This window comes from Croceibacterium xixiisoli (assembly GCF_009827305.1).
Lineage (GTDB): Bacteria > Pseudomonadota > Alphaproteobacteria > Sphingomonadales > Sphingomonadaceae > Croceibacterium_C > Croceibacterium_C xixiisoli.
The window spans coordinates 182,458-198,411 of the sequence record NZ_WTYJ01000003.1; the positions used below are offsets into that span (position 1 = coordinate 182,458).

Annotated in this window: 10 protein-coding genes; 5 read left to right on the forward strand and 5 right to left on the reverse strand. The window is 62.9% G+C overall.

Annotated features, from left to right (window positions below):
• Nucleotides 1-19 precede the first annotated feature (19 nt).
• The 3 genes from rpoC (at nt 20) to gltX (ending at nt 6,337) form a co-directional block, all read left to right on the forward strand.
• Nucleotides 20-4,318 carry a DNA-directed RNA polymerase subunit beta' gene (gene rpoC / locus GRI97_RS14555; protein WP_161391938.1) on the forward strand — a complete coding sequence of 1,433 codons (4,299 nt, stop codon included), beginning with the start codon at nt 20-22 and terminating at the stop codon, nt 4,316-4,318.
• Between the two features lie 122 nt (nt 4,319-4,440).
• Nucleotides 4,441-4,914 (forward strand): hypothetical protein, encoded by a 474-nt coding sequence (locus GRI97_RS14560; protein WP_161391939.1) that lies wholly within the window; start codon nt 4,441-4,443, stop codon nt 4,912-4,914.
• A gap of 91 nt (nt 4,915-5,005) precedes the next feature.
• Nucleotides 5,006-6,337 carry a glutamate--tRNA ligase gene (gene gltX, locus GRI97_RS14565; protein ID WP_161391940.1) on the forward strand — a complete coding sequence of 444 codons (1,332 nt, stop codon included), beginning with the start codon at nt 5,006-5,008 and terminating at the stop codon, nt 6,335-6,337.
• Between the two features lie 53 nt (nt 6,338-6,390).
• Here gltX and dcd read toward each other — a convergent pair whose 3' ends face one another.
• The 3 genes from dcd to GRI97_RS14580 form a co-directional block, all read right to left on the reverse strand.
• A complete protein-coding gene (gene dcd, locus GRI97_RS14570) occupies nt 6,391-6,945 on the reverse strand; it encodes a dCTP deaminase (protein ID WP_161391941.1) in 555 nt (184 codons plus the stop codon).
• A gap of 48 nt (nt 6,946-6,993) precedes the next feature.
• On the reverse strand, nt 6,994-10,125 hold the full coding sequence (putA, locus tag GRI97_RS14575) for a bifunctional proline dehydrogenase/L-glutamate gamma-semialdehyde dehydrogenase PutA (protein ID WP_235917858.1): 3,132 nt from the start codon (nt 10,123-10,125) through the stop codon (nt 6,994-6,996).
• A 248-nt stretch (nt 10,126-10,373) separates the two neighbouring features.
• Nucleotides 10,374-11,264 carry an MBL fold metallo-hydrolase gene (locus tag GRI97_RS14580; protein WP_161391943.1) on the reverse strand — a complete coding sequence of 297 codons (891 nt, stop codon included), beginning with the start codon at nt 11,262-11,264 and terminating at the stop codon, nt 10,374-10,376.
• Between the two features lie 159 nt (nt 11,265-11,423).
• On the opposite strand from GRI97_RS14580, the gene GRI97_RS14585 reads away from it, so the two are divergent.
• A complete protein-coding gene (locus tag GRI97_RS14585) occupies nt 11,424-13,097 on the forward strand; it encodes a thiamine pyrophosphate-requiring protein (protein ID WP_161391944.1) in 1,674 nt (557 codons plus the stop codon).
• A gap of 70 nt (nt 13,098-13,167) precedes the next feature.
• On the opposite strand, the gene GRI97_RS14590 is transcribed toward GRI97_RS14585, so the two are convergent.
• The gene (locus GRI97_RS14590; protein WP_161391945.1) at nt 13,168-14,058 is read right to left on the reverse strand and encodes an SHOCT domain-containing protein; all 891 of its coding nucleotides are present in this window, start codon (nt 14,056-14,058) and stop codon (nt 13,168-13,170) included.
• Between the two features lie 68 nt (nt 14,059-14,126).
• Nucleotides 14,127-15,299: a lysozyme inhibitor LprI family protein gene (locus tag GRI97_RS14595; protein ID WP_161391946.1), complete on the reverse strand. Its 1,173-nt coding sequence runs from the start codon at nt 15,297-15,299 to the stop codon at nt 14,127-14,129.
• A gap of 160 nt (nt 15,300-15,459) precedes the next feature.
• Here GRI97_RS14595 and GRI97_RS14600 point away from each other — a divergent pair, with 160 nt between their 5' ends.
• Nucleotides 15,460-15,882: a hypothetical protein gene (locus GRI97_RS14600; protein WP_161391947.1), complete on the forward strand. Its 423-nt coding sequence runs from the start codon at nt 15,460-15,462 to the stop codon at nt 15,880-15,882.
• Nucleotides 15,883-15,954 lie beyond the last annotated feature (72 nt).

Consider the following 15,954-nt stretch of genomic DNA (forward strand, 5'->3'; position numbering starts at 1 on the left):
TGCACACGGGAATTGAGACATGAACGAACTGACCAAATTCACCAATCAGCTGGCCAAGCCTGAAACGTTCGACCAGATCCAGATCGGGATCGCGAGCCCGGAACGCATCCGCAGCTGGTCCTTCGGCGAAATCAAGAAGCCGGAAACCATCAACTATCGCACGTTCAAGCCCGAACGTGACGGCCTGTTCTGCGCGCGCATCTTCGGTCCGGTGAAGGATTACGAATGCCTGTGCGGCAAGTACAAGCGGATGAAGTACAAGGGCGTCGTCTGCGAAAAATGCGGCGTCGAAGTCACGGTCACCAAGGTGCGCCGCGAACGCATGGGCCATATCGAACTGGCCGCGCCGGTCGCGCATATCTGGTTCCTGAAGTCGCTGCCGAGCCGTATCGGTCTGCTGCTCGACATGCAGCTCAAGCAGCTCGAACGCGTCCTCTATTTCGAATCCTACATCGTCACCGAGCCGGGCCTGACCTCGCTTGAGAAATATCAGCTGCTCACCGAAGACGAGCTGCTCGATGCGCAGGACGAATATGGTGAAGACGCCTTCACCGCCAGCATCGGTGCCGAAGCCGTCAAGCACATGCTGATGGATCTGGACCTGGTGCAGGAACGCGAAGACCTGCTGCAGGAACTGGCGACCACCAAGTCCACTTTGAAGCCGAAGAAGATCATCAAGCGGCTCAAGGTCGTGGAAAGCTTCATCGATTCCGGCAACCGCCCGGAATGGATGATCCTGGAAGTCGTGCCGGTCATCCCGCCGGAACTGCGCCCGCTGGTGCCGCTGGATGGCGGCCGCTTCGCCACCTCCGACCTCAACGATCTCTATCGTCGCGTCATCAACCGCAACAACCGCCTGAAGCGGCTGATGGAACTGCGCGCGCCGGACATCATCGTCCGCAACGAAAAGCGCATGCTGCAGGAAGCGGTCGACGCCCTGTTCGACAACGGCCGTCGCGGCCGGGTCATCACTGGCGCCAACAAGCGTCCGCTCAAGTCGCTGAGCGACATGCTCAAGGGTAAGCAGGGCCGGTTCCGTCAGAACCTGCTCGGCAAGCGCGTGGACTATTCGGGCCGTTCGGTGATCGTGACCGGTCCGGAACTCAAGCTGCACCAGTGCGGCCTGCCCAAGAAGATGGCGCTCGAACTGTTCAAGCCGTTCATCTACGCGCGGCTCGACGCCAAGGGTCTTTCGATGACCCTGAAGCAGGCGAAGAAGTGGGTCGAAAAGGAACGCAAGGAAGTCTGGGACATCCTGGACGAGGTGATCCGCGAACACCCCGTGCTGCTGAACCGCGCACCGACGCTGCACCGTCTGGGCATCCAGGCGTTCGAGCCCGTGCTGATCGAAGGCAAGGCAATCCAGCTGCACCCACTCGTCTGCTCGGCCTTCAACGCCGACTTCGACGGTGACCAGATGGCCGTCCACGTTCCGCTGAGCCTGGAAGCTCAGCTGGAAGCGCGCGTGCTGATGATGTCGACCAACAACATTCTCAGCCCCGCCAATGGCAAGCCGATCATCGTGCCTTCGCAGGACATGGTGCTGGGCCTGTATTATCTGTCGATGGACCGTGAAGGTGAACCGGGTGAGGGCAAGGTCCTGACCAACATGCAGGAAGTCCACCAGGCTCTGCATGTCGGCGCGGTGACGCTGCACTCCAAGATCACCAGCCGCGTGCCGCAGGTCGATGAACACGGCAATGAATTCATGCTGCGCGTGGAAACGACCCCGGGCCGCATGCTAATGGGCGAATGCCTGCCCAAGAGCCACAAGGTGCCCTTCGGCGTGGTCAACCGCCTGTTGACCAAGAAGGACATCGGCGACGTGATCGACGAAGTCTATCGCCACACCGGTCAGAAGGACACGGTGCTGTTCGCTGACGCGATCATGGCACTCGGCTTCCGCCACGCATGCCGTGCTGGCATTTCCTTCGGCAAGGATGACATGATCATTCCGGACGCGAAGGATGGCCTGGTCGATGAAACCAAGGCGCTGGTTGCTGACTATGAACAGCAGTATCAGGACGGCTTCATCACCCAGCAGGAAAAGTACAACAAGGTGATCGACGCCTGGAGCCGTTGCGGCGACCAGGTGGCCAACGCCATGATGGACGAAATCCGCGCCCAGCCCAAGGACGAGGATGGCCGGCAGAAGCAGATCAATTCGATCTACATGATGTCGCACTCCGGTGCGCGTGGTTCCCCGGCGCAGATGAAGCAGCTGGCGGGCATGCGCGGCCTGATGGCCAAGCCGAGCGGCGAAATCATCGAAACGCCGATCATCTCGAACTTCAAGGAAGGTCTGACCGTTCTTGAATACTTCAACTCCACCCACGGCGCTCGCAAGGGTCTGGCCGACACCGCGCTCAAGACGGCAAACTCGGGTTACCTGACCCGCCGTCTGGTCGACGTGTCGCAGGATTGCGTCATCGTCGAAGATGACTGCAAAACCGAAAATGCGCTGGAAATGCGCGCCATCATTCAGGGTGGTTCGGTGATTGCATCGCTGGGCGAACGCATTCTGGGCCGGACCACGGCAGAAGACATCGTCAATGTAACCACCGGTGAAGTGATCGTGCCCAGCGGCACGCTGCTCGACGAACCGATGGTCAAGGCGATCGAAGACGCCGAAGTGCAGCAGGCGAAGATCCGTTCGCCGCTGGTCTGCGAAGCGGCACAGGGCGTTTGCGGCAAGTGCTATGGGCGTGATCTCGCTCGCGGTACGCCGGTCAACATCGGTGAAGCTGTCGGCGTTATCGCTGCCCAGTCGATCGGTGAACCGGGCACGCAGCTGACCATGCGTACCTTCCACATCGGTGGTGCTGCCCAGGTGAACGAAACCAGCCATCTGGAATCGATCTCCGACGGTAAGGTCGTGTTCCGTGACATGCCGACGATCACCGACAAGCGTGGCCGTCGTCTGTCACTGGCTCGTACCGGTGAAATGGTCGTTGTCGATCCGGCGGGTCGGGAGCGCGCGATCCACCGCGTGCCTTACGGCACCATGCTGATGTTCGAAGACGGCGCGACGGTGAAGGAAGGCGATCGCCTGGCTGAATGGGATCCGTTCACCCTGCCGATCATCACCGAAACCACAGGTGTGGTGCGTTACCAGGATCTGGCCGAAGGCAAGACCATGGAAGAACGCGTCGACGAAGCGACGGGCATCGCCCAGCGCGTCGTCACCGAATACCGCGCCAGCGGCCGTTCGAAGAAGGAGGATCTGCGTCCGCGTCTGACCCTGCTCAACGAAGCGTCCGATGAAACCGAAGCGGCACGTTACATGCTGGCTCCGGGTACCACGCTGTCGGTCGAAGACGGTCAGCAGGTGGAAGCAGGTGACATTCTTGCCCGTGCATCGCGCGAAGCGGCCAAGACCCGTGACATCACCGGCGGTCTGCCGCGGGTGGCGGAACTGTTCGAAGCCCGCATTCCCAAGGACAATGCGATCATCGCCAAGATCAGCGGCCGGATTGAATTCGTCCGCGATTACAAGGCGAAGCGCAAGATCGCCATTATCCCGGAAGAAGGCGATACTGTCGAATACCTGATCCCGAAGACGAAGATCATCGACGTCCAGGAAGGCGACTTCGTCAAGAAGGGCGACACGCTGATCTCGGGTTCGCCGAACCCGCATGACATTCTGGAAGTGATGGGGGTTGAGGCGCTGGCCGAATATCTCGTCGACGAAATCCAGGAAGTCTATCGTCTGCAGGGCGTGAAGATCAACGACAAGCACATCGAGGTGATCGTTCGCCAGATGCTGCAGAAGGTTGAAATCACCGATGGTGGCGACACTACCCTGCTGCCAGCGGAACAGGTCGATCTGGAAGAAATGCTGGAAATCAATGCCAAGCTTCCCAAAGGCAAGGCTCCGGCATCCGGCGTCCCGATCCTGCTCGGGATCACCAAGGCGAGCCTGCAGACCCGGTCGTTCATCTCGGCCGCGTCGTTCCAGGAAACCACTCGCGTGCTGACGCAGGCGGCGGTCGAAGGGAAGAAGGACACGCTGATCGGTCTGAAGGAAAACGTCATCGTCGGCCGCCTCATCCCCGCCGGTACCGGTGCGGGCATGAACCGCCTGCGGGTGACCGCCAACAGCCGCGATGCTGCCATCCGCGCTTCGTGGAAGAAGGCTCAGGAGCATATCATCATGGCGAACACCGCCGAGGAAGAACATGCTGCTGAACTCGAACAGGGTCCGGAAGCGGCCCAGGGCGGATCTCCGCTGGCATCGGTCGAGGGTGAAACCCATGGCACCGACGCCGACGCGGGCGATTACCTGACCCAGGGCAAGGACGGCGACAACGCCGACTAAGCCCGGCTGACAGGCTCAAACAAAAACCCCGCCGGAGCGATCCGGTGGGGTTTTTTGTTCAGCACGACCCTCAGCTGCCTGCCTGATCGGAACCGCATGCGCGCATATGACGTTCGCTCTCTATGCGCATGTCCTGCATTCCGCTGCTATCGTTTCTCGTCCTGGCAACGGCTTGCGACGACAGTGGCGGTTCGAATGCGGGCAATGCGATCAACGCGGTCCTGCCGGGGCATTCTGTCATCACCGGGCAAGGCGGGTTGATCGGCGAATATCGGGTGGCGAGCATCAATGGCCTCCCGCTTGATGGAGAGATTGGCATTGCGCTGTCGATCAAGGGCGCCCTGCTGTCGTTCGAGCCGACCTGTGCCGGTTTCGTCTGGAACATCGGTTTTACCGGTGATCGCCTCCGCACGTCACGACATCGTGCCGCTCAAGGACCCGATGGCATGCCGCCACCCGTATGCGCCATAGCCGTCGCTCCCGAACAGGCCGCACTCGCCCGTGCGCTCGATGCCGTCAGCCGGGCCGAACGGACGCCTTCCAACGGCATTCTGCTGTCGGGCGAAGGGAGCAGTGTGCTGTTGTTCTCGCAATAGGTGCATCGCTTGCTGGGCTGTGGCGCGGGTAGTGCGCGCTCGCCAGCATCGCGTGCTTTCGCCGACGGGCTTTCTTGGCTAGCGCGAGCTCATGACGATCATCACACGTTTCGCCCCTTCGCCCACCGGCACGCTGCATGTCGGCAATATCCGCACGGCTCTGCATAACTGGATGCTGGCGCAGCAAGCGGGCGGGCAATTCCTGCTGCGCATCGACGATACCGATGCAGCGCGGAGTGAGGAGCGCTTCGTCGATGGCATTCGCGCCGATCTCGCCTGGCTGGGGCTGGAGCCGATGGGTGAAGAGCGTCAGTCCGCCCGCTTGGCCCTGTATGAGGCGGCGTTCGAACGGCTTCAGGCTTCGGGGCGCGTCTATCGAGCCTACGAAACCGCGCAGGAACTTGATCTGAAGCGCAAGATCGCGCTGGGGCGTGGGCTACCACCGATCTATGACCGTGCAGCTCTGGCACTGACCGACGCCGATCACGCCGCGCAGCGGGCCTCGGGCGTTGCCCCGCACTGGCGCTTCAAGCTCGATCATGCCGAACCCATCCGCTGGGATGATAGCGTGCGCGGCGCGCAGCTTTTTGATGCAGCGCAATTGTCCGATCCCGTGGTACGCCGCGCCGACGGATCGTGGCTCTATATGCTGCCCAGCGTGATCGACGATATCGACATGGGCATCACCGATGTGCTGCGCGGGGAAGATCACGTCTCCAACACTGCCGCCCAGCTTCAGATGTTTACCGCACTGGGCGCCACGCCGCCGCGTTTCGCGCATGAGGCGCTGCTGGTCGGCCGCGAGGGCAAGCTGTCAAAGCGGCTCGGTTCGCTGGGGGTGGAATCCTTCCGCGAACAGGGCATCGAACCCGAAGCGCTGGTGGCGCTGCTGGCCCGGCTTGGCACCTCGCAGCCAGTCGAACCCATTGCCGATCGCGCCGCGCTGGTTAGCGGTTTTGACCTTGGCACGTTCGGCCGGGCCCCGGCCAAGTTCGATGACGCGGAACTGCTGCGGCTCAACAGCGCGATCGTGCATCAATTGCCGTTCGACCATGTTGCAGGGCGCCTGCCTGCCGGCATGGACGCGGCAGCCTGGGATGCCATTTGCCCCAATCTCGACCGCGTCGATGATGCGGCAGACTGGTGGTCAGTGGTGACTGGTCCGATCACGACCCCCGATTTCGATGACGAAACCCGCCAGTTCTTCGCCGAAGCTGGCCGTCTGCTGAACTGGAGCAGTGATCCCTGGGGCGGGTTGACCAGCGCGCTGAAGGAAGCAACCGGGCGCAAGGGCAAGACGCTTTTCCTGCCGCTGCGTCAGGCGCTGACCGGACGTGACTCGGGGCCGGACATGCATGCGCTGCTGCCGTTGATCGGGGAGATTCAAGCGCGCGCGCGATTGGTTGCCGCAGCAGCGGATTGAATCACCCAAAGGGGTGGATGGCAATTGTGCGCTGCCGGCGGGTACTCAACCGGTTACAGCTTGGGCAGCGTGACCCCGCGCTGGCCCATATATTTCCCGGCGCGGTCGGCATAGCTGACCTCGCAGGGCTCGTTCCCCTGCAGGAACAGGAACTGGCAGGCGCCTTCATTGGCATAGATGCGCGCCGGCAGCGGGGTGGTGTTGGAAAATTCCAGCGTCACATGCCCTTCCCAACCGGGTTCGAGCGGGGTGACATTCACGATGATGCCGCAGCGGGCATAGGTGCTCTTGCCCAGGCAGATCACCAGCACATCATTGGGCACGCGGAAATATTCAACCGTACGGGCGAGGGCAAAGGAATTGGGCGGGATGACGCAGATGTCGGTCTTGCGATCGACGAAGCTGGTGGCGGAAAAGTTCTTCGGATCGACGATCGCATTGTCGATATTGGTGAAAATCTTGAATTCATCGGCCACGCGCGCGTCATAGCCGAAGGAAGAAAGCCCGTAGGAAATGCAGCCGTCGCGGTGTTGCCGGTCGTGGAAGGGTTCGATCATCCCTTCACCCAGAGCCTTTTCCCGAATCCATCTGTCGTTGAGTATCGCCATGGCATCAGCGATTTGCCGATGCCATGGCGATACACAAGCTCTAATGCATCACTCCCCCGCCAGCAGGCTGGCATTGCCCCCGGCAGCGGTGGTGTCGACGCAAGTCACCCGCTCTGTCGCGAAGCGCGCGACATAATGCGGGCCGCCGGCCTTGGGCCCTGTGCCTGACAGGCCTTCGCCGCCGAACGGCTGGCTGCCCACCACCGCGCCGATCTGGTTGCGGTTGATATAGAGATTGCCGACCCGCGCCCGGCCTTCGACCAGCCGGTGATGCGCATCGATGCGGCTGTGCAGCCCCAGGGTGAGCCCGTAACCTACGCTGTTGATGTCCTCGATCACCTGCGCCAGCCCCTCGGCCGGAAAGCGCGCGACATGAAGCACGGGGCCGAAATTCTCCTGCGCCAAGTCGGTGATGGATTGGATCTCGATGATCGCCGGCGCAACGAAGCTGGCATCGGCCGCAAGCGATGCGGGCAGATCCCGCTGCCAAACCCTGCGGCCGGCGGCACGCATGGCCGCGACATGATCGTTCAGCGCGGTTTGCGCCTCGGCATCGATCACCGGGCCGACATCGCTGGCCAGCTCTGCCGGATCGCCGATCACCAGCGCATCGAAGGCGCCGCGGATCATTGCCAGCATGGCATCGGCCACATCGTCCTGCAGATAGAGCACGCGCAGCGCGCTGCAGCGCTGGCCTGCGCTCTGGAATGCGCCGGCCACGACATCGCGGGTGACCTGTTCGGGCAGCGCCGAACTGTCGACGATCAGCGCATTCTGCCCGCCGGTTTCGGCAATCAGCGTCGCGATCGGGCCGTTGTGCGCGGCCAGACTGCGGTTGATCGCCAGCGCGGTTTCGGTCGATCCGGTGAAGGCGACCCCCGCGATGCGCGCATCCGATGTCAGCGCGGCACCGGTGCGGCCATCGCCCGGGGCCAATTGCAGCACATCGTTGGGAAGGCCCGCCTCATGACACAAACGCACGGCCAGCGCGGCGATCAGCGGGGTCTGTTCCGCCGGTTTGGCGATCACGCTGTTGCCGGCGGCCAGCGCGGCGGCGGCCGGGCCGATGAAGATCGCCAACGGGAAATTCCACGGCGAGATGGTGACGAAAACCCCACGCCCATGCAGCCGCAACCAGTTCTGTTCCCCCGTGGGTCCGGGCAGCAGTGTGGGCGCAGCGAACTGGCTGCGTGCCTCAGCAGCGTAATAGCGCAGGAAATCGACCGCCTCGCGCAGTTCGAGCACGGCATCACTCAGCGTCTTGCCTGCCTCCCGCTGGCAGAGGGACAGAATTTCGCTGCGATGCGCTTCGAACAGATCGGCCGCCCGGTCCAGCAATCGGGCACGCGCTGCGCCCCCGCTCTGATCCCACGCCGCCTGCGCCGCCCGCCCGCGCCCCACCATCAGCGCGCAATCTGCGGGTGTGGCATCGATCACATCGCCCACAATGTCGGATCGGTCCTGCGGGGATGTGACGGGGCAGGGCTCGCCACCTTCGGCAATCACGGTGGGCGCCGCCGCCCATTGCCGTTCCCGCATTCCGGCGAGGTCCGCCAGCAGGGCTTCGCGCACCAGCGGGTCGGCCAGATCCACCCCGGCGCTGTTGCGGCGCCCGGGGAAGATGTCGGCCGGCAGCGGAATGGCCGGATTGCGCCTGGGCGTGATGGCGGCCAGTTCCGCCACCGGATCGCCCACCAGTTCCTCCACCGGCACTTCGGCATCGGCCATGCGGTTGACGAAGGACGAATTGGCGCCGTTTTCCAGCAGGCGCCGGACGAGATAGGCAAGCAGTTCCTTGTGCCCGCCGACCGGGGCGTAGACGCGCACCCGTGTTGGTCGCTCGCCGGCATGGGCCTCCACTTCCGCCAGCGTGGCATAGACGGCCTCGCCCATGCCATGCAGCCGCTGGAATTCGAATTCCCGCTGCCCGGCATGGTTGTGGGCCAGCGCCTTGATCGCCGCAATCGTGTAGGCATTGTGCGTGGCAAAGGCCGGGTAGATCACATCCTGCGCCGCAATCAGTTTCTGTGCGCAGGCGAGATAGGAGACATCGGTCGCGCTCTTGCGCGTGAACACCGGATAATCGGGATAGCCGCCCACCTGCGACAGCTTGATTTCGCTGTCCCAATAGGCGCCCTTGACCAGCCGCACCATCATCCGCCGGTTTTGCCGCCGGGCCAGATTGACCACCCAGTCCACCAGCGGCACCGCGCGCTTTTGATAGGCCTGCAGCGCCAGCCCGAAGCCGGACCATCCGCCCGCAAACAGCGTGTCATCCGCCGCCAGCGCCTCGATCAGATCCATCGACAGCTCCAGCCGTTCGGCTTCCTCCGCATCGATGGTGAAATGAATATCGGCATCGCGCGCCGCGCCGGCCAGTTCACGCAGGATCGGCAGCAGCGCCGCCTTCGCCGCATCGGCATGCAGGAAATCATAGCGGGGATAGAGCGCGGACAGCTTGACCGAAATCCCCGGGCTGGCGGCCACGCCCCCGCGCGCCTCCTGCGCCAGCCGGGCGATCGCCCCGGCATAGCTGGCGCGATACCGTTCGGCGTCCGCGAAGTTCATCGCCGCTTCACCCAGCATGTCGAAGCTGAAGGTCAGGCCCTTTTTCTGTTCCGGCCCTGCGCGTTCCAGCGCTTCGTCGATCGTGCGACCGAACACGAATTGCCCGCCCAGAATGCGCATGGCCTGCAGCGTGGCCTGGCGGATCACCGGTTCGCCCAACCGGCCGACCGCGCGGCGCAGGCTGCCGGCCCATCCTTCTTCAGACCGGCCCGCCGCATTCGGCCCACCGCGCAGCACCTGCCCGGTCAGCATCAGCGAAAATGTCGCGGCATTGACGAAGGTCGATCCGCTTTCGCCCAGATGCTCGCCCCAGTCGATCCCGGCCAGCTTGTCATGGATCAGCGCATCGGCCGTATCGGCATCGGGCACCCGCAGCAGTGCCTCGGCCAGGCACATCAGGGCAATGCCTTCCTCCGTGCCCAAACCATAGCTTTGCAGAAACGCATCCAGACCACTCGCCCGATGCCCCCGCGCACCCTCGATCAACCGCGCCGCCAGCGGTGCCGCCTGCGGATGGGCGGCAGAGGCAGCAGCCGCATCACGCAGCCGCTGGGCGATGCAGGCGCCTTCTTCCTGACGATAGGCGGCGCGCAGAGCGGAACGGTCGATCATCGCAGGGTGATGCATCCGGTTTCACCTGCAATCAAGTGTTGTGATGGAGTGGGACGGGTACCTCCCTTACTTCGTCATGCCGGACTTGATCCGGCATCCATGTGGCCTTCGCCGCATGCGTTCGAAAAATGGTGCTAGGCTCGCACCTTGCCGTGCCGTCGGTGACCCAACCTATAGCCCTGTTCGGAGCCGACAAATGGATGCCGGATCAAGTCCGGCATGACGGGAAAGACGCCAAATTCCACTCGCTACGCTTCAATCCAGCGATATTTGAACGCATCCCCATCGCGCAGCACGTGGCCGGCCGCTGTGCCGCGAAAATGCGCCGGGAAACACATCAGATCGCTGTCGGCGGCCCGGTCCAGCGTGGCGCGGCGGACCTTGCTCGCCTGGGCCGGATCGGAATCGAAGGCAAAGGGCAGATCGTGGCGGATCAGCTGGATCGGATGATGGATCACATCGCCCCAGAACATCGCCGGCGGGCCGCCGGCCTGCGCATTGACGGTGCAGCAGCCGGGCGAATGGCCAAATGCCGGTTCCAGCCACAGCCCATGGGTGATTTCCGCCATCACCTGCATGTCTTCATCCACCAGTTCCCCCTGGCCGGCATCCATCACCGGCAGGATGGAATCGCAGAACGCTTCGTAATGCAGCGCCTCGCCTGCGGGATTGGCCTGGAAATAGGCGTAGTCGCGCTTGCCGAACAGATAGCGGGCGCGGGGGAAGGTCGGCACCCAGCGGCCGTTCTCAAGCCGTGTGTTCCAGCCGATATGATCGAAATGGAGATGGGTGCAGAGCACCAGATCGATATCCTCCGGCGCAAATCCGGCAGCGCGCAAATTGTCGAGATAAGGGGTGTTCAGCTGATGCACCGCCTCGATCGACCGGTTCTTGTGATTGCCGTCGCAGCTGTCGACCAGCACACGCTTGCCGCCGATCTCGATCACCCAGCTGTGCACGGCATAGGTCATCATGCTGGTTTCGGGATCGCCGGTGATCTCGTCAGGCGCCTGGTACCAGCGCATCACCCGCGCCAGATCATCCCGCGTCACGCCCGGCAGCTGGCTAAGCAGCGGCACCGGGCTTTCCATCTCATGCACCTTGTGGACGCGCATACGCCCCAGTTCGATCGGCTTCATCGCAATTCCTTCCCGCTGCCGATGCTAACCGGGCGGCAGCGTAACCGCTTGTCGCTGAGCGAAGGGGGCTGGGCGGGTTCGTCGAAATCAGGCGCGTCATCCCGTTGAACTGCTGCGCACTATGGCTTAGCCCGGTAGCAAAATTTGGGAGAATGACTGATGCGGCAAGGCAATGGCGATGCGAATTACCCCGTTCACGCGAATGGCACGGTGGCCGATGCTATCGCCGCGGTGCTGAAGCGCGAAGGGGTGGAAATCGTCTTTGGCTATCCCCGCAACCAGATTCTCGAAGCCGCCGCGCGGATCGATATTCGCACCGTGATCGTCCGGCAGGAACGCACCGGCCTGCACATGGCCGATGCCGTCAGCCGCATAAGCAAGGGCGGCCAGATGGGCGTGTTCGTGATGCAACAGGGGCCGGGCGCCGAAAATGCCTTTGGCGGGGTGGCGCAGGCTTTTGCCGACAGCGTGCCGGTGCTGGTGATGCCGCAGGGTTACCAGCTTTCGCAGGCCTATGTGCCCTACAATTTCAACTCCACCCGCTCGATGGCGAGCGTGGCCAAGCATGCCGAACCGCTGACCAGCGGCGATCAGGTCGTGCCGGTGCTGCGCCGTGCTTTCAGCCTGCTGCGCAATGGCCGGCCGCAACCCGTGGTGATCGAACTGCCGTTCGACGTGCTGGATCAGCCCTATCAGGGTGATTTCGACTATCGCCCGGGCAAGGTGGTGGTCGGCGCGCCCGATCCCAAGGATGTCGCCGCTGCCGCGCAGGCGCTGGTGGGCGCGAAAAACCCGGCGATCTATGCCGGGCAGGGCGTGCACTGGGCCGAAGCCTATGAGGAATTGCGCGCATTGGCCGAACATCTGGCCATTCCGGTGATGACCAGCCTGCCGGGCAAAAGCAGCTTTGATGAAACCCATCCGCTGGCGCTGGGATCGGGTGGTAATGGCCACAATGGCTGCGTGGCGCGCTGGCTGGCCGAAAGCGATCTGCTGTTCGGCATCGGCTGCAGCTTCACCGCCACCAGCTTTGGGCTGAAAATTCCGGACGGCAAGCGGGTGATCCACGCCACGCTCGACCCGACCGATCTGGACAAATCGGTCCCCTGCGAAGTGGGGCTGATCGGTGATGCCAAGCTGGTGCTGGCCGCGCTGCTGGATGCAGTGAAGGCCATCGAACCGCAACCGCGTGACAGCACGGCCATCGCTGCGCAGATCAAGCAGACGGAACAGGAATGGTTCGCCCGCTGGGAAGCCAAATGCACGCAGGAAACCAGCCCTCTGTCCCCCTATCGCGTGTTGTGGGATCTGCAGCAGACGGTGGATGTGGCCAACACCATCATCACCCATGATGCCGGCAGCCCACGCGATCAGCTGGTCCCCTTCTGGAAATCTATCGCCCCGCACAGCTACATCGGCTGGGGCAAGAGCACGCAGCTGGGTTACGGGCTGGGACTGGTGATGGGTGCCAAGCTCGTCCATCCGGAAAAGCTGTGCATCAATGTCTGGGGCGATGCGGCGATCGGTTTCACCGGCACCGATCTGGAAACCGCCGCGCGCGACAATATCCCGATCCTTTCGATCCTGCTCAACAATGAAGCGATGGCGATCGAGCTGCCGATCATGCCCGTCGCTACGGACAAGTTCCGCGCCACCGATATCTCCGGCGATTACGCCGCCTTCGCCCGCTCGCTCGGCTGCCACGGCGAACGCGTCACCCAGGCCAGCGAAATCGTGCCGGCCCTGAAGCGCGCGCTGGCCGCGATCGAAGCGGGCCAGCCGGCGCTGGTGGAATTCATCACGGAAAAGGAAACCACTTTCCCGCGCGGATAATCGCCAAAACGGCCAGAGCGTCAGGCCCTGGCCGTTTCGATCCCCCGATCGGACCAGCTCTGCCGGCCGGTTATCGCGGGCAATGCTTGCGCAGATTGAAACCGAAATAGACCTTCGATACCCGCTTTGATGCCAGCACTTGGCTGACCTCTGGGGGTGCATCCTTGAGGCAGGTCAGCAGGGATGGATCCAGATCCCCTGGCGTGGGCGCGCCATTGGTTTCAGCAATGGCTGTCACCCACAGGTCCATCGCCCTGCTCGTCGCGTCATCATAATCCCCGACGAAATAATAGCCGACGGAATTGGGCGCGCGGGATGCGGTGTAAAACAGATCGATGGTCGGATCGGCCGCGTTGCCGCAGACCCCGCCAATGCAATCGGCAACCGGATAGCCTTCCTTCACCGAAGCAAAGGTGGTGTCGGGGCCGATAACCATGTCATCGACCACTGGCTTGCAGCGGGGAGAAATCTGCAGCCCGATGGATTCAACGACACCGTTGGAAAGCTGATATTCGACATCGCAAGCGCCCACTTGAAAGGCCATGAAATTGCTTTGTTTTTCGTCGGCTTTCCCCAGTTGCTCCTCAAAAATGGCGGGCTTGCTGCCCAACCGTGCCACATCCGTTGCCCAAGCATACAGCTCCTCTGGCGAGGAAGGGGTTGGCGTGGGTGCAGCAGATGCCAGGGCAGGTGAGTCTAGCGCCGCCTTGTCGGCAACCGTCGCTTCGTCGGCGCCGCCATCTGCGCTGTCCTGCCTGGTCAGCACATAGCCGATCGATGCCAGCGCGATGACTGCCGCGCCGATACCCAACATCCACAATCTGGTCTTGTTCGGTGGTGCAGCCGGTTCAACTGCTTGCGCGGCTAGCAGCCTGGCCTTCTCCTGCTCGAATTCTTCCTGCGTCAGGCCACCACTTTCCCGAAGACGGTTCAAGCGTTCAAGTGCGTCTAGATCAGCCACCGCAAACTCCAGCGTTCATACTCACAGACAGCATGGATTAGAGCATCAGTGCTGAACGGTCATTCCCCTTACTCGCAGCGATGCGCCCCCGCTGTCAGCGCGGCAATCGTATCGCGCGCCAGCCTCCCCGCATCGGCTTGCGGCTTGTCCAGATAGCTGGCGTAATACTGCGCCATCTCCTCCCGCGCCGCCCGGATAGCATCGGGCGAAACCCCCTCAGGCACCGTCGGTTCGCCCCCGGCGGCGTCCGGGTTCAGGCCCAGCCGCGCGGCGTCGAGCAGGAAGCGGTAATGAGTGGAGGCGGCAAAGCGGATCGATCCGTCGCAGCCGGGCCAGCTGTCCAATATCGCATCACTGAGCGCATTCAGCCGGGGCGTGGGCGGCAACGTATCGGCGCAATCACTGCCGAAAACGAACATGTCGAGCGAGGATCCGAACTGCGCATCCGTCGCATCCAGCAGGGTGGGGTGGCGCAGGATTGCCGCGCAGGGGAGATTGCGTTGCATCAGATCGGCCTGATCATCGCGCGTCACATAGGGGCCCATGACATTGAGGAAGGCCTTGAAGTGCCGTTCCGACCGGAAAAGATCGTCGGTGCTGGACACTGTGGCCTTGTCCACGCGGTCGCCCGACAGGATTGACCAGCCGAATGACCGGTCCGGATTGGTCTGCAGATCGGACAGATAGGGCGCCAGCAGCGAGGTAATGCGCGCCCGGCTGGCTGCGCGGGCAGGGGCGTTCCAGTCGGCATCGACGGGCTCAGCCGCCCATAGCGCAATCGCCTCTACCATCGGCGCGAATTCCGGATCCGCGCGCTGGAGCGCGGGCAGGGCGGCGTCGGGCGCCTGCATCACGCTGGCCAGCGCCAGCTGCGCGTTGCGTTCGCGGTACAGCCGGGCGAGGCATTGTTCTGTATTGAGCGTGGCAGAGGCACCATCGCCGCATTCACGCATGGATTTCAGCGCGGCGCGTTGCGCGGCCAGCTGGTTGGACGGACCACGGCCGAACGCGCTCTGGCGCGACAATGCATAGAGCGCGGCCATCTCCCGGTCTGCCGCCGACAGCGCCGGATCGGCACAGATCGCCTGTTCCGTCGGGCTCAAGCTGCCGGAGCAGGAAAAGCTCGGCCTGGAACCGGCTTGGGCCTGAGCGGCAGCGGGTGCCGCAAATCCAATGATGGTCGAAAACAAGGCAGACAGGGCCAGGCCCGCGCCGATGCTCAAGCTTCTGATCGCACCCATCGCCCACCTCCGCTGCCAGGCAATCTCCGGCAAATGGGCGGGGACTGCAACATCGGCTGATCGGGGGATTGGGGCGGGTCGCCGTAACCTATGAGGCCAAGGTGCAGCATTCACGCAAAGCCGCTTTATTCTCAGGATCCGACAACACAGGAGCATACGCATGCGCTGGCGAACAGGAGCGGCCGCTTTGGCGTTCTGTCTGGCAGGAATGATCACTGCTGGATGTGATCGACAGCGGGAGATCTTGGCCCAGGATGTGAATCTGCCTGCGGTTCTTCAGTCGCCAGACGAATTGCCATTGGGCAGCGCCAACATGCGCCTGTTCAATCGCAGCACCATGGCCGCACTGGATGCTCTGGCGCCCCGCTGGGATAATCTTTCCCGCAGAAGCTACATCTTGCCAGCAGGGGATATCGCCGGTTTTCGTTCGCAATTGGCCAGCGGCATGCCTGCAGGTTGGGAACGGGTGGATGTCGTTTTCCCCGCAGAGAGGGGTGAACTGATCGTCTATGCCGCCGGTGAGCAGGTGTTTGCCGTTGTCATTGCATCCTGCCGAATTCACCCGTTCTGCCGGTGGAAGTGATGCATAGCAGGCGATCTTGAAGCGCCTATTGGCGAGAATAAAACTGGTTTTCAAACATCGCAACTGGGGGGG

Excerpts from the sequence above, each read along its gene's own strand:
- rpoC (WP_161391938.1), top strand. The coding sequence starts at position 20 with ATGAACGAACTGACCAAATTCACCAATCAGCTGGCCAAGCCTGAAACG.
- GRI97_RS14560 (WP_161391939.1), top strand. The coding sequence starts at position 4,441 with ATGCGCATGTCCTGCATTCCGCTGCTATCGTTTCTCGTCCTGGCAACG.
- gltX (WP_161391940.1), top strand. The coding sequence starts at position 5,006 with ATGACGATCATCACACGTTTCGCCCCTTCGCCCACCGGCACGCTGCAT.
- dcd (WP_161391941.1), bottom strand. The coding sequence starts at position 6,945 with ATGGCGATACTCAACGACAGATGGATTCGGGAAAAGGCTCTGGGTGAA.
- putA (WP_235917858.1), bottom strand. The coding sequence starts at position 10,125 with ATGATCGACCGTTCCGCTCTGCGCGCCGCCTATCGTCAGGAAGAAGGC.
- GRI97_RS14580 (WP_161391943.1), bottom strand. The coding sequence starts at position 11,264 with ATGAAGCCGATCGAACTGGGGCGTATGCGCGTCCACAAGGTGCATGAG.
- GRI97_RS14585 (WP_161391944.1), top strand. The coding sequence starts at position 11,424 with ATGCGGCAAGGCAATGGCGATGCGAATTACCCCGTTCACGCGAATGGC.
- GRI97_RS14595 (WP_161391946.1), bottom strand. The coding sequence starts at position 15,299 with ATGGGTGCGATCAGAAGCTTGAGCATCGGCGCGGGCCTGGCCCTGTCT.
- GRI97_RS14600 (WP_161391947.1), top strand. The coding sequence starts at position 15,460 with ATGCGCTGGCGAACAGGAGCGGCCGCTTTGGCGTTCTGTCTGGCAGGA.